24 protein-coding genes and 1 riboswitch are annotated in these 25,308 nt (G+C 63.8%); of the genes, 14 read left to right on the top strand and 10 right to left on the bottom strand.

What is annotated here, in order from left to right; translation table 11 throughout:
* Nucleotides 1-21: 21 nt before the first annotated feature.
* The 6 genes from GRI47_RS03255 to GRI47_RS03230 all read left to right on the top strand — a co-directional run bounded on the left by GRI47_RS03255 (nt 22) and on the right by GRI47_RS03230 (nt 4,630).
* A complete protein-coding gene (locus GRI47_RS03255) occupies nt 22-807 on the top strand; it encodes an SDR family oxidoreductase (RefSeq protein ID WP_160659926.1) in 786 nt (261 codons plus the stop codon).
* Nucleotides 804-1,481, top strand: coding sequence for a cytochrome b/b6 domain-containing protein (locus GRI47_RS03250; RefSeq protein WP_160659925.1), 678 nt, complete (start codon nt 804-806; stop codon nt 1,479-1,481). Before GRI47_RS03255 ends, GRI47_RS03250 begins: the two co-directional genes overlap by 4 nt.
* Nucleotides 1,478-2,215 carry a molybdopterin-binding protein gene (locus GRI47_RS03245; protein WP_160659924.1) on the top strand — a complete coding sequence of 246 codons (738 nt, stop codon included), beginning with the start codon at nt 1,478-1,480 and terminating at the stop codon, nt 2,213-2,215. The genes GRI47_RS03250 and GRI47_RS03245 overlap by 4 nt, the downstream gene beginning before the upstream one ends.
* Before the next feature lie 89 nt (nt 2,216-2,304).
* Nucleotides 2,305-2,568, top strand: coding sequence for a DksA/TraR family C4-type zinc finger protein (locus GRI47_RS03240; protein ID WP_160659923.1), 264 nt, complete (start codon nt 2,305-2,307; stop codon nt 2,566-2,568).
* A gap of 166 nt (nt 2,569-2,734) precedes the next feature.
* Nucleotides 2,735-3,967, top strand: a complete 1,233-nt coding sequence (locus GRI47_RS03235; RefSeq protein ID WP_160661284.1) for an argininosuccinate synthase — start codon at nt 2,735-2,737, stop codon at nt 3,965-3,967.
* Between the two features lie 162 nt (nt 3,968-4,129).
* Nucleotides 4,130-4,630 carry a septal ring lytic transglycosylase RlpA family protein gene (locus GRI47_RS03230; protein WP_160659922.1) on the top strand — a complete coding sequence of 167 codons (501 nt, stop codon included), beginning with the start codon at nt 4,130-4,132 and terminating at the stop codon, nt 4,628-4,630.
* A gap of 99 nt (nt 4,631-4,729) precedes the next feature.
* On the opposite strand, the gene GRI47_RS03225 is transcribed toward GRI47_RS03230, so the two are convergent.
* The 4 genes from GRI47_RS03225 to uvrA form a co-directional block, all read right to left on the bottom strand.
* Nucleotides 4,730-4,972: a hypothetical protein gene (locus GRI47_RS03225; protein WP_160659921.1), complete on the bottom strand. Its 243-nt coding sequence runs from the start codon at nt 4,970-4,972 to the stop codon at nt 4,730-4,732.
* 372 nt (nt 4,973-5,344) lie between these two features.
* Nucleotides 5,345-6,220 carry a restriction endonuclease gene (locus GRI47_RS15235; protein WP_160659920.1) on the bottom strand — a complete coding sequence of 292 codons (876 nt, stop codon included), beginning with the start codon at nt 6,218-6,220 and terminating at the stop codon, nt 5,345-5,347.
* Nucleotides 6,217-7,326, bottom strand: a complete 1,110-nt coding sequence (locus GRI47_RS03215; protein ID WP_160659919.1) for a hypothetical protein — start codon at nt 7,324-7,326, stop codon at nt 6,217-6,219. Before GRI47_RS03215 ends, GRI47_RS15235 begins: the two co-directional genes overlap by 4 nt.
* 56 nt (nt 7,327-7,382) lie before the next feature.
* A complete protein-coding gene (uvrA, locus tag GRI47_RS03210) occupies nt 7,383-10,310 on the bottom strand; it encodes an excinuclease ABC subunit UvrA (protein ID WP_160659918.1) in 2,928 nt (975 codons plus the stop codon).
* 247 nt (nt 10,311-10,557) lie between these two features.
* On the opposite strand from uvrA, the gene GRI47_RS03205 reads away from it, so the two are divergent.
* Nucleotides 10,558-11,739, top strand: a complete 1,182-nt coding sequence (locus tag GRI47_RS03205) for a GGDEF domain-containing protein (protein ID WP_160659917.1) — start codon at nt 10,558-10,560, stop codon at nt 11,737-11,739.
* Here GRI47_RS03205 and GRI47_RS03200 read toward each other — a convergent pair.
* Complete coding sequence (locus tag GRI47_RS03200) at nt 11,736-11,948, bottom strand: hypothetical protein (protein WP_160659916.1); 213 nt, start codon at nt 11,946-11,948, stop codon at nt 11,736-11,738. The genes GRI47_RS03205 and GRI47_RS03200 overlap by 4 nt on opposite strands.
* Before the next feature lie 345 nt (nt 11,949-12,293).
* Between GRI47_RS03200 and GRI47_RS03195 the strand changes: the two genes are divergently transcribed.
* The 4 genes from GRI47_RS03195 to GRI47_RS03180 all read left to right on the top strand — a co-directional run bounded on the left by GRI47_RS03195 (nt 12,294) and on the right by GRI47_RS03180 (nt 16,874).
* Nucleotides 12,294-13,205, top strand: a complete 912-nt coding sequence (locus GRI47_RS03195; RefSeq protein ID WP_237452605.1) for a lysozyme — start codon at nt 12,294-12,296, stop codon at nt 13,203-13,205.
* A 22-nt stretch (nt 13,206-13,227) separates the two neighbouring features.
* Nucleotides 13,228-13,767 carry an RNA 2',3'-cyclic phosphodiesterase gene (thpR, locus tag GRI47_RS03190; RefSeq protein WP_337190627.1) on the top strand — a complete coding sequence of 180 codons (540 nt, stop codon included), beginning with the start codon at nt 13,228-13,230 and terminating at the stop codon, nt 13,765-13,767.
* Nucleotides 13,768-13,796: 29 nt separating this feature from the next.
* The gene (locus GRI47_RS03185) at nt 13,797-14,459 is read left to right on the top strand and encodes a hypothetical protein (protein WP_237452604.1); all 663 of its coding nucleotides are present in this window, start codon (nt 13,797-13,799) and stop codon (nt 14,457-14,459) included.
* Nucleotides 14,460-14,600: 141 nt separating this feature from the next.
* Nucleotides 14,601-16,874, top strand: coding sequence for a M3 family metallopeptidase (locus tag GRI47_RS03180; RefSeq protein ID WP_160659914.1), 2,274 nt, complete (start codon nt 14,601-14,603; stop codon nt 16,872-16,874).
* A 207-nt stretch (nt 16,875-17,081) separates the two neighbouring features.
* On the opposite strand, the gene GRI47_RS03175 is transcribed toward GRI47_RS03180, so the two are convergent.
* From GRI47_RS03175 to GRI47_RS03155, 5 genes are read right to left on the bottom strand one after another with little or no spacing between them, the layout of a single operon-like run.
* Nucleotides 17,082-17,381 carry a GCN5-related N-acetyltransferase gene (locus GRI47_RS03175; protein ID WP_160659913.1) on the bottom strand — a complete coding sequence of 100 codons (300 nt, stop codon included), beginning with the start codon at nt 17,379-17,381 and terminating at the stop codon, nt 17,082-17,084.
* Nucleotides 17,382-17,429: 48 nt separating this feature from the next.
* Complete coding sequence (locus GRI47_RS03170; RefSeq protein ID WP_160659912.1) at nt 17,430-18,155, bottom strand: ABC transporter ATP-binding protein; 726 nt, start codon at nt 18,153-18,155, stop codon at nt 17,430-17,432.
* On the bottom strand, nt 18,152-19,117 hold the full coding sequence (locus GRI47_RS03165; RefSeq protein ID WP_160659911.1) for a FecCD family ABC transporter permease: 966 nt from the start codon (nt 19,115-19,117) through the stop codon (nt 18,152-18,154). The genes GRI47_RS03170 and GRI47_RS03165 overlap by 4 nt, the downstream gene beginning before the upstream one ends.
* Nucleotides 19,114-19,926, bottom strand: coding sequence for an ABC transporter substrate-binding protein (locus GRI47_RS03160; RefSeq protein WP_160659910.1), 813 nt, complete (start codon nt 19,924-19,926; stop codon nt 19,114-19,116). Before GRI47_RS03160 ends, GRI47_RS03165 begins: the two co-directional genes overlap by 4 nt.
* A complete protein-coding gene (locus tag GRI47_RS03155; RefSeq protein ID WP_160659909.1) occupies nt 19,923-21,896 on the bottom strand; it encodes a TonB-dependent receptor plug domain-containing protein in 1,974 nt (657 codons plus the stop codon). The genes GRI47_RS03160 and GRI47_RS03155 overlap by 4 nt, the downstream gene beginning before the upstream one ends.
* Before the next feature lie 106 nt (nt 21,897-22,002).
* A riboswitch (cobalamin riboswitch) is annotated at nt 22,003-22,191 on the bottom strand.
* A 264-nt stretch (nt 22,192-22,455) separates the two neighbouring features.
* On the opposite strand from GRI47_RS03155, the gene GRI47_RS03150 reads away from it, so the two are divergent.
* The 3 genes from GRI47_RS03150 (at nt 22,456) to mdh (ending at nt 25,213) form a co-directional block, all read left to right on the top strand.
* A complete protein-coding gene (locus GRI47_RS03150) occupies nt 22,456-23,484 on the top strand; it encodes a cell wall hydrolase (RefSeq protein ID WP_160659908.1) in 1,029 nt (342 codons plus the stop codon).
* Nucleotides 23,485-23,616: 132 nt separating this feature from the next.
* The gene (locus GRI47_RS14920; RefSeq protein WP_237452603.1) at nt 23,617-23,946 is read left to right on the top strand and encodes a hypothetical protein; all 330 of its coding nucleotides are present in this window, start codon (nt 23,617-23,619) and stop codon (nt 23,944-23,946) included.
* Nucleotides 23,947-24,250: 304 nt separating this feature from the next.
* Nucleotides 24,251-25,213 (top strand): malate dehydrogenase, encoded by a 963-nt coding sequence (gene mdh, locus GRI47_RS03140; protein WP_160659907.1) that lies wholly within the window; start codon nt 24,251-24,253, stop codon nt 25,211-25,213.
* Nucleotides 25,214-25,308 lie beyond the last annotated feature (95 nt).

Raw genomic sequence — 25,308 nt, 5'->3', positions numbered from 1 at the left:
GCTCCGCTATGGTCGCGGGCGATGGCCGACAGTGAAAGACCCAGCGTGCTCGTGACCGGCGGTGCCAAGCGCCTCGGCGCGGGGATCGCGCGCGGGTTCGGCGAGGCGGGCTGGCATGTGATCGTGCATTACGGCCAGTCGCGCGAGGAGGCCGAACGGCTTGCCGCAGACCTTCCGAGCGCGGAGACGGTGACCTGCGATTTGGAAGACGGTGACGCCTCGGTCGCGATGGTCGAGGCTGTGGCCGGACGGCTCGCGGACTGGCGCGTGCTGGTCAATTGCGCCAGCGTGTTCGAACCCGACGAGGTCGGGGCACTCGATCCCGAAACCGGACGACGCACTATGCAGATCAACGCGCGGACCCCTGCGCGCATGGCGCAGGCCTTTCTGACCCACGCGCGAGCCAGGGGCGGACGGCGGGTCATCAGCGTGACCGACCAGAAGCTGCGCAATCCCAACCCCGATTTCTTCAGCTACACGATGAGCAAGCACGCGCTCGGATCGACGATCCCGATGCTATCCAAGGGCCGTGCACTGGCGGGATGGCGCGAGACGGATCGGATCTACGGCCTCGCCCCCGGTGCCATTCTGCCCAGCCACGATCAGGACGAGGATGAGGCCGAGGTCAGCCATCGCCTCAATTTGCTTGGCCGCAAGACCGGCAAGGACGAGGTTGCGCGCGCCGCCCTGTTCCTGTCGCATGGCTGGCTCGCCAGCGGCCAGACCCTGTTCGTCGATAGCGGCCAGCATCTGTGCGATCAGGATCGCGACGTCATCTATCTCGCGCGCGAAAAGATGGACTCATGACCAAACCCGCCAAGCGCCACGCGCTGACCACACGCCTATGGCACTGGAGCAATCTCGTCGCCGTGGTGATCCTCTTCATGTCGGGCCTCACCATTTCCAACGCGCATCGCTATCTCTATTGGGGCGAGTGGGGGTTCGAGGCGAAAGACGCCTGGCTCGCCGTCCCGCGCTTTCCCGACTGGATGACGATTCCCGGCTATTACAGTCTGGCGGTGGCGCGCGACTGGCACATCCTCGCCGCGTGGCTGTTCGCGCTGACGCTGCTGTTCGGCTGGATCGCGATGCTATTGAACCGCCATTTCAAGCGCGACATCGCGACACGCCGCGAAGAATGGCGTCCCGCCAACATCAAGGCCGACGTCGCCGCGCATCTCAAGCTCGATTTCGAACATGGCAAGGGCAAGTATAATTTCCTTCAGAAGATCACCTATGGCCTCGTCCTCGGCGTGATCCTGCCGGGAATGGTTCTGACCGGGATCGCGATCAGTCCGGGGATGGAGCCGAGTTTCGGCTGGATGGTCGACCTGATGGGCGGGCGCCAATCGGCGCGCAGTTTCCATTTCATCTTCGCCGCGCTGCTGTTCGCCTTCTTCGTTATCCACGTCTTGCTGGTGATCCTGTCCGGGCCGGTCTGGCAGCTGCGCAGCATGATCACCGGAAGGGACGCGCGATGAAGCGCCGCAATTTCCTCGTCGCTGCGGGCGCGGCGTTCCTCGCGGGCTGCAACAAGGTGGCCGAAAGCGCGCCGGGTGCGAAACTGCTCTCCGCCGCCGAAAGCTGGCACAAAACCGCGCATCGCTTCCTCACGGATCGCGAGGCACTGGCCCCCGAATATCCGCGCAGCGCGATCAGCCCCTATTTCCGCGGCAACGGCTCGACCGATCCGACGAATGGCGATTATCAGGCGCAGGCCGCGAGCGATTTCGCGGACTGGCGGCTGGAAGTGCGCGGCCTTGTCGAGACGCCGCTCACCCTCACGCTCGACAATATCCGCCGCCTGCCCCAGCGCACCCAGGTGACCCGCCACGATTGCGTCGAGGGATGGAGCGCGATCGGCGAATGGACCGGGCCGCAACTCTCCGTGTTGCTCGAAGCGGCGAAACTCAGGCCCGAAGCGCGCTACATCGTCTTCCGTTGCGCCGATGAATTGTCGGGTGCGCGCTATTACGAGAGCGTCGATCTGGTCGACGCCTATCACCCCCAAACCATCATCGCCCATCGCCTCAATGGCGAGCCGCTTCCCATCAAGAACGGCGCCCCGCTACGGATGCGGATCGAGCGCCAGCTGGGATACAAGCACGCCAAATATCTGACCGCGATCGAAGCGGTGGCGAGCCTCGACGATCTCTACGGCGGCCATGGCGGCTATTGGGAGGATCGCGGCTACCAATGGTATGCGGGGATCTGAGCCCACACCCTGAGGAGCGAAGCGCGGCTTGCGTTTCGCCCGCCCCGCCCCCACCTTTAAACTTCGCAACCAGTTGAAAGGAAGCGGAAATGGCGGGCGGATGGACGCGGGATGGCGCGGTGCAGGATCAGATCGACGACACCGTGTCGGATGCGGTCAGCGCCGCGCGCGCCCGTATGCCCAGTGGCGAGAGCGAGCGCTGGTGCCTCGAATGCGGCGAGGAAATTCCCGAAAAGCGCCGGACTGCCCTTCCCGGCGTGAAACGCTGCGTCGAATGCCAGTCCGGTCAGGATGCCTCGGCCCGGAGCAGCGGGTTCAACCGCCGTGGGAGCAAGGACAGCCAACTCCGCTGACCCAGGCGGCGCCTGCGAAACGCAGCTTTGGCCTTTCGCACCAAAACCATTTTCCTACCCGCCCGCCCCGGTGCTAGCACCCGCGCGACTCGCGAGAGCCCCGCTCTTCGCATCCCATGTATTCCGCGCAATCCCACAGGTGCCGCCCATGTCCGATATCAAGCCCATGTCCGATATCAAGAAAGTCGTCCTCGCCTATTCCGGCGGCCTCGACACGTCCGTCATCGCCAAATGGCTCGAGGCCGAACGTGGGCTGGAGGTCGTCACCTTCACGGCCGATCTGGGTCAGGGCGAGGAGATCGAGCCTGCCCGCGAGAAAGCCCGCGCCATGGGCATTCCCGACGAACACATCTTCATCGAGGATCTGCGCGAGGAATTCGTGCGCGATTTCGTCTTCCCGATGATGCGCGCCAATGCCCGGTACGAAGGGGATTACCTCCTCGGCACCAGCATCGCGCGGCCCCTGATCTCCAAGCGGCTGGTCGAGATCGCGCGCGAGACGGGCGCGGACGCGATCGCCCACGGCGCTACCGGCAAGGGCAACGATCAGGTCCGCTTCGAACTCAGCGCCTATGCGCTCGCGCCCGATATCAAGGTGATCGCCCCCTGGCGCGAATGGGACCTGACCAGCCGCACCGCGCTGATCGCCTGGGCCGAACAGCACCAGATCCAGGTGCCCAAGGACAAGCGCGGCGAAAGCCCGTTCTCGACCGATGCGAACCTCCTCCACACCTCGTCCGAAGGCAAGGTCCTGGAAGATCCGTGGGAGGAAACGCCGGATTACGTCTATTCTCGCACCGACCATCCCGAGGATGCGCCCGACACCCCTGAATATATCACGATCGACTTCGAAAAGGGCGACGGGACCGCGCTCAACGGCGAAAAGATGAGCCCCGCCGAACTGCTCACCGCGCTCAACGATCTGGGTCGCAAACACGGGATCGGGCGTCTCGATCTGGTCGAGAACCGCTTCGTCGGCATGAAATCGCGGGGCATGTACGAGACGCCGGGTGGCGAGATCTATGCCCGCGCCCATCGCGGGATCGAACAGATCACGCTCGATCGCGGTGCCGCGCATCTCAAGGACGAGCTGATGCCGCGCTATGCGGAGCTGATCTATAACGGGCTGTGGTTCAGCCCCGAGCGGCTGATGTTGCAGGCGGCGATCGATCTCAGCCAGGAAAAGGTCGACGGCACGGTGCGGCTGAAGCTCTACAAGGGTAACGCCATGGTCGTCGGCCGCAAATCGCCGCATTCGCTGTATTCGGAGGCGCACGTCACCTTCGAGGACGATGCGGGCGCCTACGACCAGAAGGATGCGGAGGGCTTCATCAAGCTCAACGCATTGCGGCTGCGTCTGCTGGCCCAGCGCGACGGGGGCGGCAGAGGGGCGGATTGATCGCAATCAGAGCGATTCGGGCCTGAGAATTCGCCCGAGCGACTGGTCGTCCGGCTCAAACCACGACGAATCGTGGCAAGATCGAGGCAAATTCCCGACGCGTAAACGACTCCCGCGCTTCGCTCGGCTATCAGGCTGGGCGAAACAACGGAGGACACTAAAATGTCCAAACGCGTATTTCGTTCCTTTGCTCTTGCCGCGATCATTGCCAGCCCCGCCACCGCCGCCACCCCGGCCGAGCGCGTGAGCGAAGCGCATTTCGCCGCCGCCTTCACGGCGCATTCCGCCCTTCCCCAGCCTTCCGCGCCCGCCGCCGGAGCGGTCGATCTCGACACGTTCGATCCGCCGATCGAGGAAGCCCCGGTCGCGCGCGCGATCGGCAGCGGCACCGCCTCCTATTACGGCGCCAAGTTCCAGGGCCGCCGCACCGCGAGCGGCGAGAAGTTCGACATGCACGCGATGACCGCAGCGCACCGCACCCTGCCCTTCGGCACGCTGGTCGAGGTCACCAACCCCCGCAATGGCAAGACCGTGACCGTCCGCATCAACGATCGCGGCCCCTTCCACGGCAACCGCATCCTCGACGTAAGCCGCGCCGCCGCCACCGAACTCGGCCTGATCCAGCGCGGCAGCGGCACGGTGGAGCTGGCGCTGCTGGATTGAGGGTGGGGTAGAAAAGCTCTGCCCCCTTTATTGCGCGATAGGCGCTAAGGGCGGCCCAGCGCGAACGCACGGCTCGCCACGAACGCTAAACGATCCTCATCAGGACCGGCCCCGACCGACCACCGGAACCCCCGCGCCATTCTCCCCGAACGCGTCCTGGAGCGCTTCGAGGACGAGATCGTCCACCGCATCGCCCACATCGGGCACCCCACCCACCGCCGCGACCATCCGCAGATAGCGCTGCGCGGCAGCGGGATTGTCGGCGAGAAGCTCGGGATTTCGGGCGTGTCGGCTATGGTTCCATGCTCCGTGTGAGGAAAGGAACCGAGGCAGGTATGGCATTTGGGGGTTGTAGGACAGTTTTTTTAGATCGTAGATAGCTTGGCGAAACGCGGAGGATTTGACAACGTGATAGAGTGTCCTGTGCAACAGGTCGCCGTCATTCTAAGGGAACAGCCTGGTAAGCAGCACTGTCTGGTCCTAAACTAATGAAGCAATCGCCCAGGATCAGGCGCAGCGCGCTTCCCGATGCGGCCTGCGTCGGCATGAATTTGCCACGCCTCAAGGGCCCCGTGCTTAGTCGGCTTGGGGTTAGCCGACAGGTCGGGGACGGTATGGACAGGGGTGCCTCTCGGGTTCGTGGAGGAGGGGCCAGAGAGGAATATTGGTCCGAGGGGTGTAAGACAGAGTTTTGCGTTGAGTCGGACCGGCCTCTCAGTGAATCGATTGGAGCATCCAGTCTTTAAATACCGCCTCGGAAAACCCCCCCGTCTCTGGGACTATACCGACTCCCAAATCAGCCAAATACGTCGCGATTTGGTCTCCAGAACGAATTATTATACCTGACTTTTCAGCAACAGAGCGGGCACCTTCCGTTACAGGTCCTGTACTTATTAGAAGCGCAAAAACTGGGCTGAAAGACTTTAGTGACAGGTCCTCAAGCAAACAGAAATCGTCGTTCGAGAAATGTCGTGATCTCGCGAGCTCCAAACTACCAACAAGTTCTCTAACTGTAGATGGATTTAGCGGTCTATTTGGATAATGCTTGGCCTGCCCAATGAAATCAATTTGCATATCATGCGCGAGCTTAAAGATATTTTTAGGGTGCGAAAGTAGCTCGCCCAAACGCGTTGTGCCGACAAAATCTATTCCTTGATCGCCGGTTTGCCTAGTTTTCTCCGACACAGATGCTCCAAGAGACCGGATCAATGCGGCACCGAATAATTCAAACTGGTTATGGTCAAGTGCTTTCATGCAAGCCAAAATGGATGCGATTTGGCGTCGCCCCTGTTTCGCCAGAGAAAGCTTGTCGTCGTCAGCGACCTCCGGCCTACCGGCTCCGCCGACGTGAGATCGAAAAGCGCCTACAACTTCGAGCGTATGAACCAAGCCATCAGCTTGGGCGGATCGTTGGCGGTCGTCGATGATCTTTACGATTGCTGATCGACGTGTCGCAGCCAAACCGACAGCATCAATTTCGTCGTAACCGCCTTGGCAAAGCGCAGCGGTCACCGCGTCAGTTAAGTTTCGAGCTTCGCCGTCGATGCCAATTTCTGCCTCAAGGGCATCGACGATATTCGCGTTCTTCACTCATCATCCTCAAGAACCTTATCGATCGCATCGAAGACTGCTCTTAATTCTGCCCAAAGTTGCTTCGTTCGATCGGTCGGATCATTCCAAGCATCAATGCCCGGTTTACGAAGTCCTTTGAGAGCCTGCCTGAGAGCATACTCTGTGGCACCAGATTGATCCGTCTCAGCTTCATCGTCCGCAACCTTCACAGCCTCATCGAATGATTTCTCTGGATCAGACAATAGCGCGAGCGCGGCATCGCTTTCGACTATCTGTTTTAATTGTCGAATCTGGCGATTGGCATTCTGAAGTTTTGGGTCGTATTTCTCACCATCCACCTCAGACGGGCTAAGGAGCTGATAAAACAATGTTCGACTCTCATCATTCTGAGCCGTGTATGTATCGTTTGAGAAATCAAGCCATTCGCGTAGCTGTGGGGAGGAGACTGTTTCATGGAAAAAGCTGTACAACTTCGGGCTTGCATGAACGCCAAATTCATCGTCGCTCTCCATCTGGTTGAGCGCCTTCGATGCCCGGTATCGCCTTCCTACCTCTTGAGGGCTTATCCCAATTTGCTTCGCAACTTGGGAAAAGCTCTCCGCCTCGTCTTCGTACATCTCGACCACAAGCTTTGCTTGCTGATACGCGCCCCATTCACGGATCCCAGAAACATGGCGAATAGCCATGAGAGTCTTGTGAAAATTGTCTTTTTCCTTTTCATCACCACTCACAATTATGACTGGCAGAGCGCTTAATGAGCTTTTGACCTCGTCAGAAAGATCAACCGAACCATCCTCTTGATCCCGTAGAAGTGTCTTCACCGCTGCGGCGCGGCGATTCCCTTCAATGACCAAATAGCGCTTCTTGTTGTCCTGCTCATCGAACTCTTCAACTACCAATTGGTCTAATGGGACGAAGCCATTGCTCGCGATCGAATCCCTCAACGACTCAAGATCGAAGCCCTGATGGGACGTAAGAAGGTCCAACGCCTTAGCTTGAACGCCATCCTCGCCGTAGCGTTCGCGCTTGGCGACTTTTCTATATCCGGGGATATCGAGGAATCGATAGTTGTTGGGGTCTAAAAGCAACTGCTCAGGAGCGATTTTTGTGACTTCGGTTTCCACTACTATCCCCTAGGTGTTGACGCCTTCTGATACGCAGCCAGACGCTGCTAAATCAACTACTGAGCCAGCTCTTTCACCCGCAACAGCATCGGCTTGAGATACCGCCCCGTGAAGCTCGCCTCCGTTGCGGCGACCTCTTCCGGCGTGCCTTTGGCCACGATCTCGCCGCCGCGCACGCCGCCGCCCGGCCCAAGGTCCAGCAGGTAATCCGCCGTCTTGATGACATCCAGATTGTGCTCGATCACCACCACACTGTTGCCCTGGTCCACCAGCCGGTGCAGCACTTCGAGCAGCTTGCGCACGTCTTCGAAATGCAGGCCGGTGGTCGGCTCGTCGAGGATGTAGAGCGTCTGTCCGGTGCTGCGGCGGCTTAATTCTTTGGCGAGCTTCACCCGCTGCGCCTCGCCGCCCGACAGGGTGGTCGCCTGCTGGCCGACCTTGACGTAGCCGAGGCCCACCTCGTTCAGCATGTGCATTTTGTCGCGGATGGGGGGGACGTTTTCGAAGAAGGTTTCCGCATCCTCCACCGTCATGTCGAGCACGTCGGCGATGGAGTGGCCCTTGAACTTCACCTCCAGCGTTTCGCGGTTGTAGCGCTTGCCGCCGCATTCCTCGCAGGTGACGTAGACGTCGGGCAGGAAGTGCATCTCGATCTTGATCAGGCCGTCGCCCTGGCACGCCTCGCACCGGCCGCCCTTGACGTTGAAGCTGAAGCGGCCGGGCTTGTAGCCGCGCGCTTGGCTCTCGGGGAGGCCCGCGAACCAGTCGCGGATCTGGGTGAAGGCGCCGGTATAGGTGGCGGGGTTCGATCGCGGCGTGCGGCCGATGGGGGACTGGTCGATCTCGATCACCTTGTCGCAATTATCGAGCCCGGTGACCTTGTCATGCGCGCCCGCCACGATGCGCGCGCCGTTCAACGTGCGCGCGGCGGCGGCGTAGAGGGTGTCGATGGTGAAGCTCGACTTGCCCGAGCCGGATACGCCGGTGACGCAGGTGAAGGTCCCGAGCGGGATCGAGGCGGTGACGTCGTTCAGATTGTTCGCGCGGGCGCCATGGACAGTGATCTGCTTGCCATTGCCCTTGCGGCGTTCCTTCGGAACCGCGATCTCGCGCCGCCCGGTGAGGTAGTCCGCCGTGAGCGATTTCTTGGACTTGAGCACCTGCTTCAGCGTGCCTTCCGCCACGACCTCGCCCCCGCGCACGCCCGCGCCGGGGCCGAGATCGACGACGTAATCGGCGGCACGGATCGCATCCTCGTCATGCTCCACGACGATCACCGTGTTGCCGAGATCGCGCAGGCGTTTGAGCGTTTCCAGAAGCCGGTCGTTGTCGCGCTGGTGGAGGCCGATGCTGGGCTCGTCGAGCACGTAGAGCACGCCCGACAGCCCGCTGCCGATCTGCGAGGCGAGGCGGATGCGCTGGCTCTCCCCGCCCGACAGCGTGCCGCTGGTCCGGTCGAGATTGAGGTAGTCGAGCCCGACATTGTCGAGGAAGCCCAGCCGCTCGTTGATTTCCTTGAGGATGGCCTTGGCGATCTGCGATTGCTGGTCGTTCAGATGCTCGGGCAGGCCGAGGAACCAGGCCTTGGCATCGGCGACGCTCATCTTGGTGGGGGTGGCGATGTCGGTGACCCCAGAAGGACCTGGGATCTTCACCGCCAGCGCCTTTTCGTTGAGGCGCTTGCCGTTGCAGGTCTCGCAGGGCTGCGCGGTCTGGAACTTGGACAATTCCTCGCGCATCCAGGCGCTTTCGGTCTGGAGCAGGCGGCGGTTGAGATTGCCGATCACGCCTTCGAACGGCTTCTTGACCGTGTAGCTCTTGCGCCCGTCCTTGAAGGTGAGCGGGATGGCGCGGCCCTTGGTGCCGAACAGGATGATGTCCCGGATTTCCTTGTCGAAATCCTCCCACGGGGTCTCGAGGCTGAACTCGTATTCCTTGGCGAGGCTGGCGAGCACCTGCATGTAATAGGGCGAAGGCGGGTTCGATTTCGCCCAGGGCACCACGGCGCCTTTCTTGAGGGTCAGCGCCTCGTTGGGGACGACCAGCTGGGGATCGAACAATTGCTTTTCGCCGATGCCGTCGCAGGTCGGGCAGGCGCCCTGCGGCGCGTTGAAGCTGAACAGGCGCGGCTCGATCTCCTCGATGGTGAAGCCGCTGACCGGACAGGCAAATTTTTCGGAGAAGACGATACGATTGGCGGGCAGGCCCGCGCCTTTCATCGCGCCCCCTCCCTCGCCCTCATTCTCGCGGCCCGGCACCACGCCATCGGCAAGGTCGACATAGGCGAGACCATCGGCCAGCCGCAGCGCCTGTTCGAAACTGTCGGCCAGGCGCGTCTCGATGCCTTCCTTCACCGCCAGGCGATCGACCACCACCTCGACATCATGCTTGAACTTCTTGTCGAGCGCGGGCGCTTCCTCGATCGGGTATATCTCGCCATCGATCCGCACGCGGGTGAAGCCCGCCTTCTGCCATTCGGCGAGTTCGCGGCGGTATTCGCCCTTGCGCCCGCGCACCACCGGCGCGAGCAGATAGAGCCGCGTGCCTTCGGGCAGCGCCATCACGCGATCGACCATATTGGATACCGTCTGCGCTTCGATCGGCAGGCCGGTGGCGGGCGAATAAGGCACGCCGACACGCGCCCACAACAGGCGCATATAATCGTAGATTTCGGTCACGGTCGCGACCGTGGAACGCGGATTGCGGCTCGTCGTCTTCTGTTCGATCGAGATGGCGGGAGACAGCCCGTCGATATGTTCGACATCGGGCTTCTGCATCATCTCGAGGAATTGCCGCGCATAAGCGCTCAGCGATTCCACATAGCGCCGCTGCCCTTCCGCATAGATCGTATCGAAGGCCAGACTGGACTTGCCAGAGCCCGAAAGCCCGGTGATCACGATCAGCGCATCGCGCGGCAGATCGATATCGACACCCTTGAGATTGTGTTCGCGCGCGCCGCGCACCGATATTTTCGTAAGAGCCATGGGTTGGGCGTGTTCCGCAAATGTTCGTCAGGGTCAAGAAGAGGATCGAGCCCACCTCGGAACCGTCAACGGTCGGGCTGCTCGGTTCGGTTCCATGTGGGAGCGATCGCATGGAATTTAAGGGGATTACGCGATCGGCAAACCTGGTGTTAACCAAGTCAGGGCTAAAATTGGCTCACTTCCACCGAAAAGAGTGGTGTTTCGCGTCTAGCGAATAAAGAAATTGAGCGGGCAGAGGACGGTCAGGATGCAGGGCACGGACGGTATCGACGCGATCACCAGGCGTGTCGATCGCCAGATCGAGGTCAGCGAGCGCGCGGTTAATCGCCAGAAGCTCAGCCTGGTGCTCGAAATCGAGAAGAAAGCCCAAATTGCCAATGCCGTGTGCTGGCTTATCATGGTGTTCGCGGTGTTCCAGTTGGGCGATCCGATGGCCTTCGCCATCCCGCTAGCCAGCCGCTTCGTGGCAAGCCCGCTGACCCATATCAGTTTCAAGCGCGCCCGCGCGATCCTTGCCGATGGCGGCAAGGGTTCGCAGGCGATTCGCCCTGTTGCTCTTGCCCTGATCGTGGGCGGCGCGAGCTGGGCCAGCATGTTACCCCCGCTTCTCGCCAACTCGCTCAACGAGCCTGCGGCGATGCTGATATTCGGATCGCTGGTGGCAGGGATCACGATCATCGTCAGTATGCTGGCACCCGTCCCGGTCCTGGCGCTGACCTATTCCGCGGGGTTTCAGTTTACGGCCCTGGCCCTGCTGTTACTCGAACAAAACGATGGGCGCGATTGGGGCGCCTTGTTGGCGATTAGCACGCTCTTCCTGGTTTTCCTGGCTTATGCTTTCGCGGCGACGAACCGTCAGGAGGAGACGGCGCGCACTCTCGTCACCAACCGGGCGCTGACCCGGCAATTGGAGGATTCCCTGCGCGAGGTCGAGCAATTGGCGTATCGCGATCACCTGACCGGCCTGATGAACCGTCGTTCGTTCTTCCGTTTCGCCGAAACGCTCGATCCCGCGCAAACGCGGCATGTGCTGACAATCGATCTCGACCATTTCAAGGCGATCAACGACACGTTCGGTCACGCCGCCGGCGATCTCGTGCTGGAACGGGTGGGCGCGGCCTTGCGCGAAGTGGTATCCGGGCTGGAGGGCAACGAACATTGCGCGGCGCGCACCGGGGGCGAGGAATTCGTCATGATAGTGGCTATCGACGATATGGAACGGGCCATCGGCGTGGCCGAGAAAATCCGCTTTGCCATTGGCGGCCTGTCCGCCGGAATGCCCTATGCCGAACTCAAGACTTCCGCATCGATCGGGGTTGGGGAATGGGCAGCTGGCGACGACCTCGACGAGGTCCTCGCGCGGGCCGACAGGGCGACCTATCGTGCCAAGGCAGGGGGCCGCAACCGGGTCGAGCGTTCGGCTGCCTAGAACAGCGTTTGGGGGCGCGGCGTTTCGAGGCCGAGCTGACTGGCGATCAGGTCGATCCACTGACCGACCTGCGCGATTTCCTCCTCGGTTACGGCGCTGCGGGAGCGGGCCGCATCCGCCGCGTCTTTCGTAGCGAAATCCTCACCCGACTTGGCATGGCTGGCGAAGACCGGCCCTTCGGCAATTTCTTGCGCGGTCGCTCGCTCCATCCCGAAGCTCAGATACGCCCGGTCGGCCCGGCGCCACGCCCGCTCCGGCCCGTGCGGCGAGAATATGCGGTTCGTTAAGCGCCGCGACCTTCCCCGGCCGATGGAGCGCGCGCGCAAGCGGGGTTGAGCGGCAGAATGCGGGGTTTCGGCTACGCAAGGGGGATCGGACGGTATTCACGTGCAAGCCGTGTCCGATTCTCGGTGAACCGAGGACCCTTCCCCCTTCGCCGTCCGTTAATGGGGTAAGACGGGGGCCCAAGTCTGCGCTTTGCGAAGAATTTGCCGCGAGTGCGGGCCTGATCGAGGCTCCCACCAACGAGAAGTTGCCCGGAGCACCCGCAAGCCATGTCCGCCAATCCCAGCCAGCGCGCGCCAGACCGCCAGCGTCCCCCGCGCAAGCCATCCGATTCCGCCGAACGGATTCGCCAGATGCTGAAGGACCTCGACATGCCCTTGGATGGCGTGCCGGCGAGCCGTGACGCTGCGGCGGACAGGCGCTTTGCGGAAGCCCGCAAGCAACGCGAACGCGAGGCGAAGAAGCGCCATCGTAGCGACCTATCGCTCGCCCGTCGTGCAGCGCGCAAGGCGTTCAACGTCAAGCCGAACATGTCGTCTCGGAGGGCGGCAACCGCCATGCTGACGGCAGGCGCGGTCGGACTTGCCGCCTTTACCAACCCCTTCGGACCCAGCCGCTCGATCGGCGGCGTGGTGGACACGCACGCCGTTTACGAAGATCCGACCCAGACGCGTCTGGCTGCGCACAAAATTGGCACGAGCGCCGATTTCAAGCGTGCGCTGATCCAGGAAGAAGGCGTGCGTTACATCGTCTATCGCGACGTGGCGGGGTATCCGACCGTGGGCATCGGCCATCTCGTCGATCCTGAAGATGGCCTCAGGGTCGGCGACCGGGTGTCGAAGGAGCAGATCCTCGAATTCCTCGAAACCGATCTTTCCGATGCCGAACGCCACGTGCGTGAGCTTGTCGGCGATCTGCCGCTCTATCAGCATGAATTCGATGCGCTGGTCGATCTTGTCTACAATGTCGGTCCGGGCAATGTCGCGGAGGACGAAAGCCCGCGTCTCAACGCCGCGATCCAGGCGCGCGATTACGATGCCATCGCGGCGGAGTTGAACTATACCCACGCCGCCGGGCAGGTTGCGCGCGGGCTCCAGTTCCGCTCCGAACGACGCGAGAAGATATTCAGTGAAGCCGCCTATGACGATCCCCGCGAAAGCGAGTTTTCCTCCACCGTCTGAGCCAGATCGTGAGCCCAAGATCGTGAGCCATCGCCTTTTCGTCGCAATCCGGCCTCCGCCGCCTATCCGCGACATGCTGATCGACCGCATGGAAGCGCTCGACGGAGCGCGCTGGCAGGATGACGACCAATTGCACGTCACGCTGCGTTTCGTCGGCGAGGTTGATGCCCGGATGGCTGACGATCTGGTCGCCTCGCTCGCCAGCGTCGATTGCCCGCCCTTCCCGCTCTCTCTGGCGGGTGTCGGCCATTTCGAGCGCAAGGGTCGCGCGCACACCCTGTGGGCTGGCCTTGGCGAAAGCGAGGCGTTGCGCCGCTTGCAGGGCCGGGTCGAAATGGCGTGTCGCCGGGCGGGCCTGCCGCCAGAAACCCGCAAATTCGCGCCGCACATCACCATTGCGCGGCTGAACGCTAGCACTGATCCGATAGGTCCGTGGATAGCCCGGCAAGGCGATCTCGCCAGCCAGCCCTGGATCGTCGATGCGTTTACCCTGTTCGAAAGCCATCTCAGCGCCTCGGGCGCGCTTTACGAGCCTGTCAGGCGCTATGCGCTTCTCCGTTAACACCAATCCGACCGATAGACCCCGTACCGATGCCGAAATACCTCCTCCCGCTCCTCCCCATTCTCGCGACAGGATGTTCGCCCGTATCCGATCCTTCGCCCGAAATTCGCGGGCAGGATCAGGCGATGGCGATGCGCACGCAGGACAGGGATGAAACGCCCCTTCTCGACGCGATGACGGAGAAGCCGGAGGATTGCCTGCTGATGGTGTGGTCCAATCAGCGGAGCCGCGACATCGAGTTCGACCGGGCCAACGATCTCGTCGACGGGGGCGCGATATCCTGCGCCACCAACACCAGCGCCAGCCAGTTCCAGGCCGCGATCGATGCCTTGCGAGCTGCGGCCCGATCGGGCGACAAGGCGCGAATGCTCGAACAATTGGGCCTGCCGCTGCTCTATATCGATGGCGATGGCGAGGAGGTCGAACTCGACGACGATCAGGTCGACGCGTTGTATGACGAAGTGTTCGACGCGCGGTTGATCGATGCGATCGAGCGGCTCGACCTGTCGCGCATGACGGTGGTCCCGGAACGCGGCGGCTTCTTCGAACTCGGCTCGATCTGGCTGGTGGTGGACAAGGCGGGGGGCCGCCCGCGCCTCGTCACTGTCAATCGCCAGGCACTGGACGAGGCAGCCGGGGCGGCGCGGCGCAAGGCGCAGGACCGGCAGGGCGAGCCCGTCCCTGACCTTTAAACCGCGCAAAGGTTGGGATCCAAAGGCTCCGCGCTTGCAATCGCCATCAATCCGCTGTTCAAGCGCGATCATATACAAACGCAACCATTCCTGCCTTTCGCGATCCGCGCGGGGCGCCCCGTTCGAACTGGAGAGACATTTATGAAGGCCCAGATCCTGGCCACCACCGCCGCCGCCGCCCTGTTGGCCGGTTGCAGCACCACGATGAGCGATACTGCCATGGCCTCGACCAATTCCACCGCGGTCGCCGACGCCGACATTCCCGAAGGAACCGGCTATTTCGCTTCTGACAGCACCCTCCCCTTCCACGCGCCCGATTTCAGCGCGATCTCGGAAGACGATTACATTCCGGCCTTCAATCAGGGCATGGCGATCCAGACCGCTGAGGTCGAAGCGATCGTGAACAATCCCGCCGCGCCCACTTTCGACAACACGATCGTCGCGCTCGAGAAGTCGGGCCGGATGCTCGACCGCGTCGGCAACGTCTTCTTCGCGCTGACGGGCTCCAACACCACCGATCGCCTGACCGAGATCGAGACCGAGATCAGCCCCAAGCTGACCGCGCATTACGACAGCATCACGCTGAACCCCGCGCTCTTCCAGCGCGTGAAGGCAGTCTATGACAATCGCGCCGCGATGGCGATGACGGTCGAGGACGCCAAGCTGCTCGAAAACACCTTTGACGGCATGGTGCATGCCGGTGCCTTGCTGACCGATGCGCAGCGCGAACAGGTGAAGTCGATCAATTCGCAGCTCTCGACGCTGACGACCGATTTCTCGCAGCGTGCCCGCAATGCCATGGCGGACCAGCCGGTGATCTTCGACACCCGCGCCGAACTCGCCGGGCTCAGCGAAGGCGATATCACCGCTGCCGCCAATCTCGCGACCGAGAAAGGCTATGACGGCAAATTCGCGATCGCGCTGCAGAACACCACGCAGCAGCCGCTTCTCCCGGCCATGGAAAACCGGGCCGCGCGCGAAAAGCTGTTCAACGCCAGCTATCACCGCGCCGACGGGACGACCGATATCGACACCCGGATGCTGATCGCCCAGATCGCCGAACTGCGCGCGCAGAAGGCCGCTCTTTTCGGCGAACCCGACTGGGCCAGCTATGCGATGTGGGACCGGATGGCGGAAACGCCCAAGACCGCGCTCGACTTCATGGGCCAGATGGTCCCCGCCCTGGCCGCCACGCAGCGGCGCGAGGCGGCCATGCTGAACGCGGCGATCGCTGCGGATGGCGGCGATTACACCGTCAAGCCGTGGGACTGGTATCGCTACGCCAACAAGATCAAGGCAGAGCAGTACGATCTCGACGAAGACGCGGTCATGGAATATTTCCAGATCGACAAGGTGCTGGAAGATGGCGTGTTCTACATGGCCAACCAGCTTTACGGCCTGAACTTCGAACGCCGGACGGACCTGCCGGTCTATCACCCCGACGTGTCGGTCTACACCGTGTTCGACCGCGACGGGTCGGAACTCGGCCTGTTCTATTTCGACCCGTATCAGCGCCCGTCCAAGCGCGGCGGTGCGTGGATGAGCAATTTCGTCGAACAGAGCGATCTGTGGGGCACCAAGCCGGTGATCTACAACGTGCTCAACATTCCCAAGGCGCCGGAAGGCGAACCGCAGCTGGTCAGCTTCGACTGGGTCAACACCGCCTTCCACGAATTCGGACACGCCCTGCACGGCTTCTTCGCGGACCAGAAATACGAGAGCCTGTCGGGCACCGCCACGGCGCGCGATTTCGTCGAATATCCCAGCCAGGTCCACGAAATGTGGGCCACCTGGCCGAGCGTGCTGTCGAACTACGCCAAGCACTACAAGACCGGCGAGACCATCCCTGCCGAAATGATCGAGAAGATCGAAGCGGCCTCGAAGTTCAACCAGGGCTATGATTTCGGGGAAACGGTGGAAGCTGCCCTCCTCGACATGAAGTGGAGCGCGCTGACCCCGCAGCAGGCCGCCGCGCTCGACACGCCCGAAAAGGTCGACGCGTTCGAGCGCCGGTCCCTTCAGGAACTGGGGCTGGAGATCGATCTGGTGCCGCCGCGCTATCGCAGCACCTATTTCAACCACATCTTCAGCGGACCGACCGGCTATTCGGCGGGCTATTACAGCTATCTGTGGACCGAGATGCTCGATCGCGACAGCCGCAAGTGGTTTCGCGAGAATGGCGGACTGACGCGCGAGAATGGCGACCATTATCGCGACACCGTGCTGAGCCGTGGTGGGACGATGGATTACTTCCAGATGTTCCAGAACTTCGCCGGGCGCCAGCCGGACGTCACGCCGATGCTCGAAGCGCGCGGACTGGTTCCGGGCAACGAAGCGGCGGACAGCGAAGTCGCCGATGACGGCCCGGCCACTGTCGGCGATGCGGGCAATGCCGGGACCGGCACCGTACAGTAAGCGCGTCGTCCGAACGAAACTCGAAAGGGGCGGGCTTCGGTCCGCCCCTTTTTTCGTCTGGTGTCGGCCTTGCGCGTAACGCAGCTGGATCGCCGCGTCGCCTTCGGTTCCTCGCAATGACGAAGGGGGAACACCACCTCTATTCTCGTCATTGCGAGCGTAGCGAAGCAATTCAAAGCGGCGCCGAACCGCATCCGGAAAACAAAATCAGGCTAACTCGCCTTGGCCGCGCCAGGCGAGCGAATTGCGGTTGAGATCGTCGAGATCCTCGCTCCCGGCGATCGCCGCTTCGCCGAGGGCGATGGCGCGTTCGAGCAGGTCGTCGGGGGCGTTGCGATAGGCGGGCGCGGGAATTTCATTGTTCCATTTCTCGCCCACCGCATTGTCAAGCAGGATGCGTTGGAAACAATGATCTTCGAACACGGGCCAGCCGCGCTGTTGGGCGAGGCCCGGCATTCGGTCGCGGGTGAGGGCGAACCAGCGCCGAGCGGTATTGTCTGAAGCCATGGTCGCCGAACGCGCGACAGGCGATCGGGTGCCAGAGCGCCAAGAAAATCAGACGGAAAGGGCGCGCCGTCCGGGTGGGCCGACCCATTCGCCCCGCACGCCGAAGACTCGCTCGATACTCTCGCGCGACAGGGCTTCGCTCGGCGGACCGTCCGCGACGATCGCACCGCGATCCAGCAGGACCACGCGATCGGCGTGGTTCAGCGCGATGGCAAGATCGTGCAGCACCAGGGCCACGCCGCGCCCCCGCCGCGCCTCGCTAACGAGATGGCGCATGATGATCCGCTGATGCGCGAGGTCGAGCGCGGCGAGCGGCTCGTCGGCGAGAATCCAGTCGGGCTCGCCCGCCAGGATGCGCGCAAGGAGGACGCGCGCCGTCTCGCCGCCGGACAGGGTCAGCACGCGGCGCTGTTCGAAGGGGCGCAAATCCAGCGCGTCGATCGCCGCATCGACGGGCCCTTTCGCGCGATCGCCGTGCGGCATACGGCCCAGCTCGATCAGGCTCCGCACTGGCACGTCCCAGGCGATCTCGGGTGATTGCGGCAGATAGCCGATGCGCCGGGCGCGCTCGCGGGGATTGTCGCGTCCCGGCAGAAGATCGCCCAGCAGCGTCTCGCCCGCATTGGGCTTGAGCAGACCCGCCATGACCTCGAGCAGGGTAGATTTGCCAGCGCCGTTGGGTCCGCAGATTGCCGTGACCTTGCCGGGCTCGAGCGCGAGCGTGACGCCGGACAGGCGCTTACCCAGCGACACGTCCCTCACCGAAAGGGTCATCCCATCGCTCCCGCAAGCCCGCGCCGCATCCGCAGCAGCAGGGCAAGGAAGAAGGGCGCGCCGAGCAGGCTGAGCGCGATGCCGAGCCGCAATTCGGTGACCAGCGGCAGCACGCGCACCACGCTGTCCGCAGCGAGAACCAGCAGCGCCCCTGCCAATGCGCTCGGCAACAAGAGCGAGGACGGACGCCGGTCGGTCAGCGGGCGAACCAGATGTGGCACGATCAGGCCGACAAAACCGATGATCCCCGCCACCGCCACGCTCGCGCCCACGGTCAAGGCCACGCCGACGATGAGCAGCCAGAGCAATCGTGTCGGATCGACGCCGAGCGAGCGGGCGACCGCATCGCCCAGAGTCAGCGCGTCGAGCGCCGGTCCGGCGCGCCACAGCACCGCGATGCCGAGCGTCACCAGCGGCGCGGCGATCCAGACCTCGCGCCAGCCGCGATCGGTCAGTGCGCCGTTTAGCCACAACACGATCTCGCTCATCGCGAAGGCATTGGGGGCAAGGCTGATTGCAAGCGCGGTCAGCGCTCCGGCAAGGCTCGCCACCATCAGGCCCGCGAGCGTGAACAGGGCGATCCCGCCCGTGCGTCCCGCGATCAGCGCCAACAGGCCCATCGCGGTCCCGGCCCCGACCAGCGCGAAGGCGGGCAAGAGCCAGGGCGACGCCGTATAGCCGAACCACAACGCCACCACCGCGCCCAGCGCCGCCCCTGGGGCGATCCCGAACAGGCCCGGATCGGCGAGCGGATTGCGCAGATAGCCCTGCATCGCCGCGCCCGATGCGCCGAGACCCGCTCCAATGACGATCGCGAGCACGCCGCGCGGCAGGCGCAGTTCTGCGAGTATCAGGGCGGCGTTGGGCGTGCTCGCCGGATCGACCCAGACCCTCCCTGCCAGCAGCGACAACGGCAGGGCGATCGCGAGCAGTACGGCAAGGATCAGCGAGGCGCGCGTCATGACGCAACGCTCTGTCGCAGGGCGCGCAGTTTCGCCATCGCGCGGGGAATGGTCGGCCCGCCGCAATAGACGAGGTTGGGATCGAGCCGCGCGATCCGCGTATCCGGCAGGGCGGCCAGAGCGGGATGGCCCTGCCCCCGTTCGCTGCCCGCGACCAGCAGCAGGTCCGGCGGATCGGCGAGGACCGCTTCGAGCGAGAGATAATCCGCCTGCCCCAGCCCACGGTTCGCCGCGCCATTGGCAAGCCCCGCGCGGGCAAGCAATTCGCTGACCAATGTGGCCTCTCCCGGCACGATCCCGCCCGATTGCCAGAGGACGGTGTCGACCGGGGTTTCTGCGGAAGGCCGCGCGGCCTTCTCGATTCGTGCAACCAGCGCCTCGCCCGCCGCCTTGTCGCCAGTCAGCGCCGCGAGCTGGCGGACCTGGGCGATACTGTCCGCCACGCTGCCGACGCTGCCCACGGTCTCGACCCTGATGCCGAGATCGGCCAGCGCCGCCCGCGTGGCAGGGGCGATGAAACTGCCCGCGACCACCACATCGGGGTCGAGCGCCAGCACCTCCTCCACCGTGCCGCCGGTCGCTTCGTATCGGGCCGCATCGCCCGGCTGCATCGAGCTGGCGCGCGGGTCCTTGCTGTAATGCGAGATCGCCAGCAACTGCCCCGGCGCGGTAACCTCGGCGAGGATCGCATCGGCGCAGGGGTTGAGGCTGACGATGGTGGGACGGGTTTTCGGCGCCGGGGCGGGCGTCGGTTCCGGCGCCGAGCATCCGCCCAGCGCCAGCACCGCCGCCGCGACGAGGCGGATCACATCCGCGTCCTCACACCGACAAACGCGCCCCGCCCCGCCTGAGCGTAACCCGCTGCGGTCTGGTAGTCCTCGTCGAACACATTCTCGACCCGGCCGAATATCTCGACCGCGTCTGTGACAGGCATCGCGGCGCGCAGATCGACCAGCGTATAGCCATCAAGCCTGACGCTGTTCGCCGCATTGTCGAAACTGTCGCCAACGAGGCGCAGATCGGCGCCGAGCCGCACCCCGAACGGCGCTTCGTAATCAGCGTAGAGCGTCGCCGAATGGCGCGGACGGCGCGCCAACTCGTTGCCGGTCGTCCGGTCCTCGGTATCGATCAGGCTGTAGATGGCGGAGACGCGGAAGGTTTCGCCGAGCAGGGCGCTGCCCTCCACCTCGATCCCCTGCGCGCGGGCGCGGTCGGTGTTCTCGTAATATCCGAACGGGCGCGATGCGCAGATCGGGGCGGGGTTCTGGAAACACGAGGCGAAGCCGATCAGATCCTCGCTATCGCGCCGGAATCCCGTCACCGCGAAATAGCGCGCCGCACTGCGGTCGCCCAGCGCGATGCCGAGATCGTAACTGGTGCTGCGTTCGGGCTGCAAAGCCTCGTTGCCGAAATCGCTGAAGAGCTGGAACAAAGTCGGCGCCTTGAAGCCTTCGCCGATACTGCCCTTCACGCGCCAGCCACCGCCGAGCGCATAGCTGACATCGCCGCCGAAGCTGACCGCGCTGCCGAACAATTCGTGATCGTCGACCCGCGCGCCCGCATGGGCAGCAAGCCCGCCGAACACCCAACCGGCCTGGAGATAGCCGCCGGTGATCGAGACATCCGCCCCGGCATCGCTGTCGGTCGCATAGCTCGACCAGTATTGTTCGCCGCCGAAAGCCAGAGTCAGCCCCCCGATCGCGCGATATTCGCCGCGCAGTTGCAGGCTGTCGGTATGGCCGTCGCTCGAAAAGCTGGGGCCGGTCAGCGGATTGGCGTTTTCGCGCTCGGTATCGGACAGGCCGTAGGACCCGCGCAGGGTCAGATTCTGCCCGTAATAAGTCGCGCCCACCGCGCCCGAATATTGCCGCGTGTGCTGCGTATCGAGCGTATCGCCGAACGCGAAAGTCGGCGGCGCGAAGCCGTCGATGTCGAGATCGCTTTCGGCGTAGCGGGCATTGGCGAAGAGTTCGATTGCATCGGTGACATCGAAGAAGGCGCTGCCGCCGAGCCCGAACTGTCTCGTCCCGTCCTTCTCGGTCCCATTGGCCGCCGCAGAAAATCCGTCCGTGCGCAGCGCCGATCCGCTGAGACCGACAAAATAGCGATCCCCCTCGACCCCACCCGAGACGGCCGAGGTGAGCGTGTCGCGCGCGCCATATTCGAGCGAGGCGTCGAGACCTGCCGCGCCGCGGGTCGAGACGTTCAGCACCCCACCCAGCGCATCGGCTCCCCAGATCGTGCTGTTGGCGCCGCGCGTCAGGTCGAGGCTGGCGACGTTCGTGGCGAGCAGGGTTCCGAAATCGAAGCCGCCGCCGGGGGACGCCTGATCTGCCACGCGCACTCCGTCGACCAGCACCAGCAGCTGTTGGGATGCCGCGCCGCGCACGTTCAGGCCGGTGAAGCTGCCGATCGGCCCGTTCCGCACCGAGGTTACGCCGGGCAGGCGCGCAAAGACGCGGCTGAGGTCGGCACCTTGGATCGCGGCGATTTCGTCGCGGCCGATCACGGTCACCGACTGGCCGGTATTGTCGGGATCGAGCGAGAAACCGGTCGCGGTGACGGTGATCACATCCGCTCCGCCATCCTCGCGCGCGACGAATTCGATCTCGCGGCGCTGTTCCGGCGGCACGGGGGCAGGGCCGCCCTGCCCGGCGATGATCTCGGCCAGAGCCTCTTCGCCCGCATCTCTATCGGGCTGCGCCTCGGACTGCGTTTGCTGCGCAGATGCGGCGATGGACAGGCAGGAAACAGACAGGGAAAACAGGAATTTATACATGATACCTCCAAAAATGAACGAACGCCGCTCATTACGGAGGGAGCGCCTTCCCCAGGATCGGGATAGGCGGCTCTCGCCCGTCTGCCATCGGTACACCCCGCCCGCGGCCGAACGACACGCATGGGCAGGTCTCCTGGCTCCCGGATCACCGCTTCCCCGCCGCCTTCCCGTATCCGAAGATACAGTGGCCTATGGCGGGATCGCTCCCCGGTCACAGTTGCGGGGGCAGCCGGGGCGTTTGACCCCGTTCCCTCTTAGGCCGGCGCGAACCGGCACCCATGACGCTGGCGGCGCGCTTAGGCGCGGTGCGGGCCGGTGGCAAGCGGCGCGTGGCTTGAACGGCTCTGCCGCATCCTACGCATTAGTGCTAAGGCAAGCTTTGCGCTGCTAAGGCGGCGGATCGGTGGAGAAGGACACGCGCGATTCCATGACCGGGTTCGAAACCGGAAGGCGACCACGAAGCTCGGCTGCGCGCGCACGCAGGCGGCGGTCGGGTGCGCGTGCCCACGATCGGGCGCCTGTCGCGACGGGCCGCGAACCGATCTCGCGGCGTCGCATCATGGCGGTGAGCGCGCTGCTGGTCGCAGTGGCGGTGCCTGCCTTGGCCGAGCCGATCGCCTGGGACACGTTGGCGGCCCGCGCCTTCGGCCTCGAACGCAGCAAGGCCGCGCCCACCCCGATGCCGTTCGAACGGCCGGGTCAAAGCTTCCCCGGTTCCGCCTTCTATTACCTCGAGGAGACGCCCCGCCTCGCGCTCGATTTCGACGAATTGCGCGTCTCCGGTGACAAGGAGGGGACGGTCCAGTTCGCCGCCAGCAGCCTGCCCGCCGATGCCAGCGCCGCCGCCGCGCCTGCCTTCCAATCGGCAGGATCGGGCATCGACAAGGCGCGTGCGCTGCAATGCCTGTCGATGGCGGTCTATTACGAAGCGGCGAGCGAGAGCCATGCCGGGCAGGAGGCGGTGGCTCAGGTAGTGCTCAACCGTGTGGCCCACCCCGCCTATCCGAACAGTGTGTGCGGCGTGGTCTTTCAGGGGTCGGAGCGGCATACGGGCTGCCAGTTCACCTTTACCTGCGACGGCAGCCTCAATCGCCGCCCAGCCGCGCGGCCCTGGGCGGTGGCGCAATCGGTGGCGCTCGAGGCTCTTTCCGGCAAGGTGTTCGCCCCCGTCGGCACCGCCACCCATTACCACACCCATGCGGTCAATCCCTATTGGGCGAGCAGCCTCGACCTGATCGGGTCGATCGGGGCGCATCGATTCTATCGCTGGAAAGGGCGCGCGGGCCTCGCCGATGCGTTCTCCATGAGCTATCGCGGCGGCGAGCCTTTGGCCGCGCCCAAGCCACGCCTCGCGGGCGATGCCGTTCCCTCGCTCGTGACCGAACCGGATCGCACGATATCGCCCCCTCTCCTCCCCGGCCGCACCCTGTCGGAGCCGCCCTCCCCCGCCGAGGCTTTCGCTCCGCCACGCGGGTCCGGTCCGGTCGAAGCGCAACAGCCGCAGGTCGACGACAATTTGCCAAGCGGCGGCACGGTGAAACCCGAATATGCGCGCAGCGGCCAGTGGATCCGCAAGCCCGGCACCTGACCGGGAGCAGGTCAGAGGCGCGAATTGGGAGCGGCCCGAGACCTTTACGCACTGGAAACCTTGCCGCGGAACAGAAGGTTAGCGACCCGCCCCTTACAGAGACCTCGCCACAGAGCGAGGTCGCCTATCCAAATGCCGTATTCCATCGCCGCCCCGATCGTCACTTCGCGAACCCTCATGGTCCGCATCGGCGCGGATGGTTTCCACCGGCGCGCGCATAATGACAACGGATCGGCCCTTCCCGAGCCCGATGCGCAGTCGGATATGCTGCTGGCCGCAGCGCTGAAATGCCTCACGCAGCATGGGCTGCGCGCGGCGCAGGAAGCGCATGACCGGGCCGAACGCGCATTCCTGGCAGGCGAGCGGGCGAATTGCGACTGGTGGCTGGGCGTGTGCAGGATGCTCGATCGCAGGCTGGCGAACGGCCTCTGCGAGAGATTCGAGGCGCGCACCACCCCTTAACGACCGCCGAGCCGGAACCCGATGCGCTCATCGGCGTAGGGATAGGGGCCGTTGGAAAATGGCGCGGCCCTAGCGGCGCCAGCTCTTATTGCAATTGCGAACCAATCGCATAAATAGTTTGATGCCCCAGCGCGTTATCGGTTGCAATCGGGTTTTCGCGGGCCTAGGTCGCTTGGCGAATTGCCGAGCGTGATGCCTTTGCGGGATGCGGGTGCGCGCCGGTTCGATCGACCGTTTCGGCCCAAGGTCGGACAGAGCGATCGAAGGCAGGCCGGGTCCCGCGTTTTTATAAGGACGGACAGATATGGCCCGCAAGAAGATCGCCCTCATCGGTTCCGGCATGATCGGCGGCACACTCGCCCATCTCGCCGCGAAGAAGGAAATGGGCGATATCGTCCTGTTCGACATCGCCGAGGGGATGCCGCAGGGCAAGGCGCTTGACCTCAGCCAGTGCGGCCCGGTCGAAGGCTTCGACGCGAAGATCACCGGCACGAACGATTATGCCGATATCGCCGGTGCCGATGTCGTGATCGTGACCGCGGGCGTTCCGCGCAAGCCCGGCATGAGCCGCGACGATCTTCTCGGCATTAACCTCAAGGTGATGAAGTCGGTCGGCGAAGGCATCAAGAACAACTGCCCCGACGCATTCGTGATCTGTATCACCAACCCGCTCGACGCGATGGTCTGGGCGCTGCGCGAATTCAGCGGCCTGCCGCACAACAAGGTCGTCGGCATGGCCGGCGTTCTCGACAGCGCGCGCTTCGCCACCTTCCTCGCATGGGAATTCGACGTTTCGGTGAAGGACGTGAACGCCTTCGTCCTCGGCGGCCACGGCGACACCATGGTGCCCGTCACCAGCTACACGACGATCAACGGCATCCCAGTCAACGACTTTGCGAAGATCAAGGGCGTGTCGGAAAGCCGCATCGATGAAATCGTCGACCGCACCCGCAAGGGTGGCGGCGAAATCGTCGGCCTGCTCGGCAACGGCTCGGCTTACTATGCTCCGGCCACCAGCGCGATCGCGATGGCGGAAGCCTATCTGGGCGACCAGAAGCGCATCCTGCCCTGCGCAAGCTATGTCGAAGGCAAATACGGCCTCGACGGTCTCTATGTCGGCGTCCCCACCGTAATCGGCGCGGGCGGCACCGAGGATGTGATCGAGATCGAACTGTCTGACGAAGAAAAGAGCAACCTCAAGGTCTCGACCGACGCGGTCGAGGAACTGCTCGAGGCCTGCAAGGGCTTGGACGAAAGTCTGAAGTAAGCCCTGAACGAAATATCGTCACTCCGGCGCAGCTGGAGTCTTGTGCCGCGAGGTGCGGCATTGCTGATAGCGATCCCAGCTTTCGCTGGGATGAC

This window comes from Qipengyuania pelagi (assembly GCF_009827295.1).
GTDB classification, from domain to species: domain Bacteria; phylum Pseudomonadota; class Alphaproteobacteria; order Sphingomonadales; family Sphingomonadaceae; genus Qipengyuania; species Qipengyuania pelagi.
The sequence above is the reverse complement of the archived record's forward strand: the minus strand, read 5'-3'. Positions and strand labels throughout refer to the sequence as shown.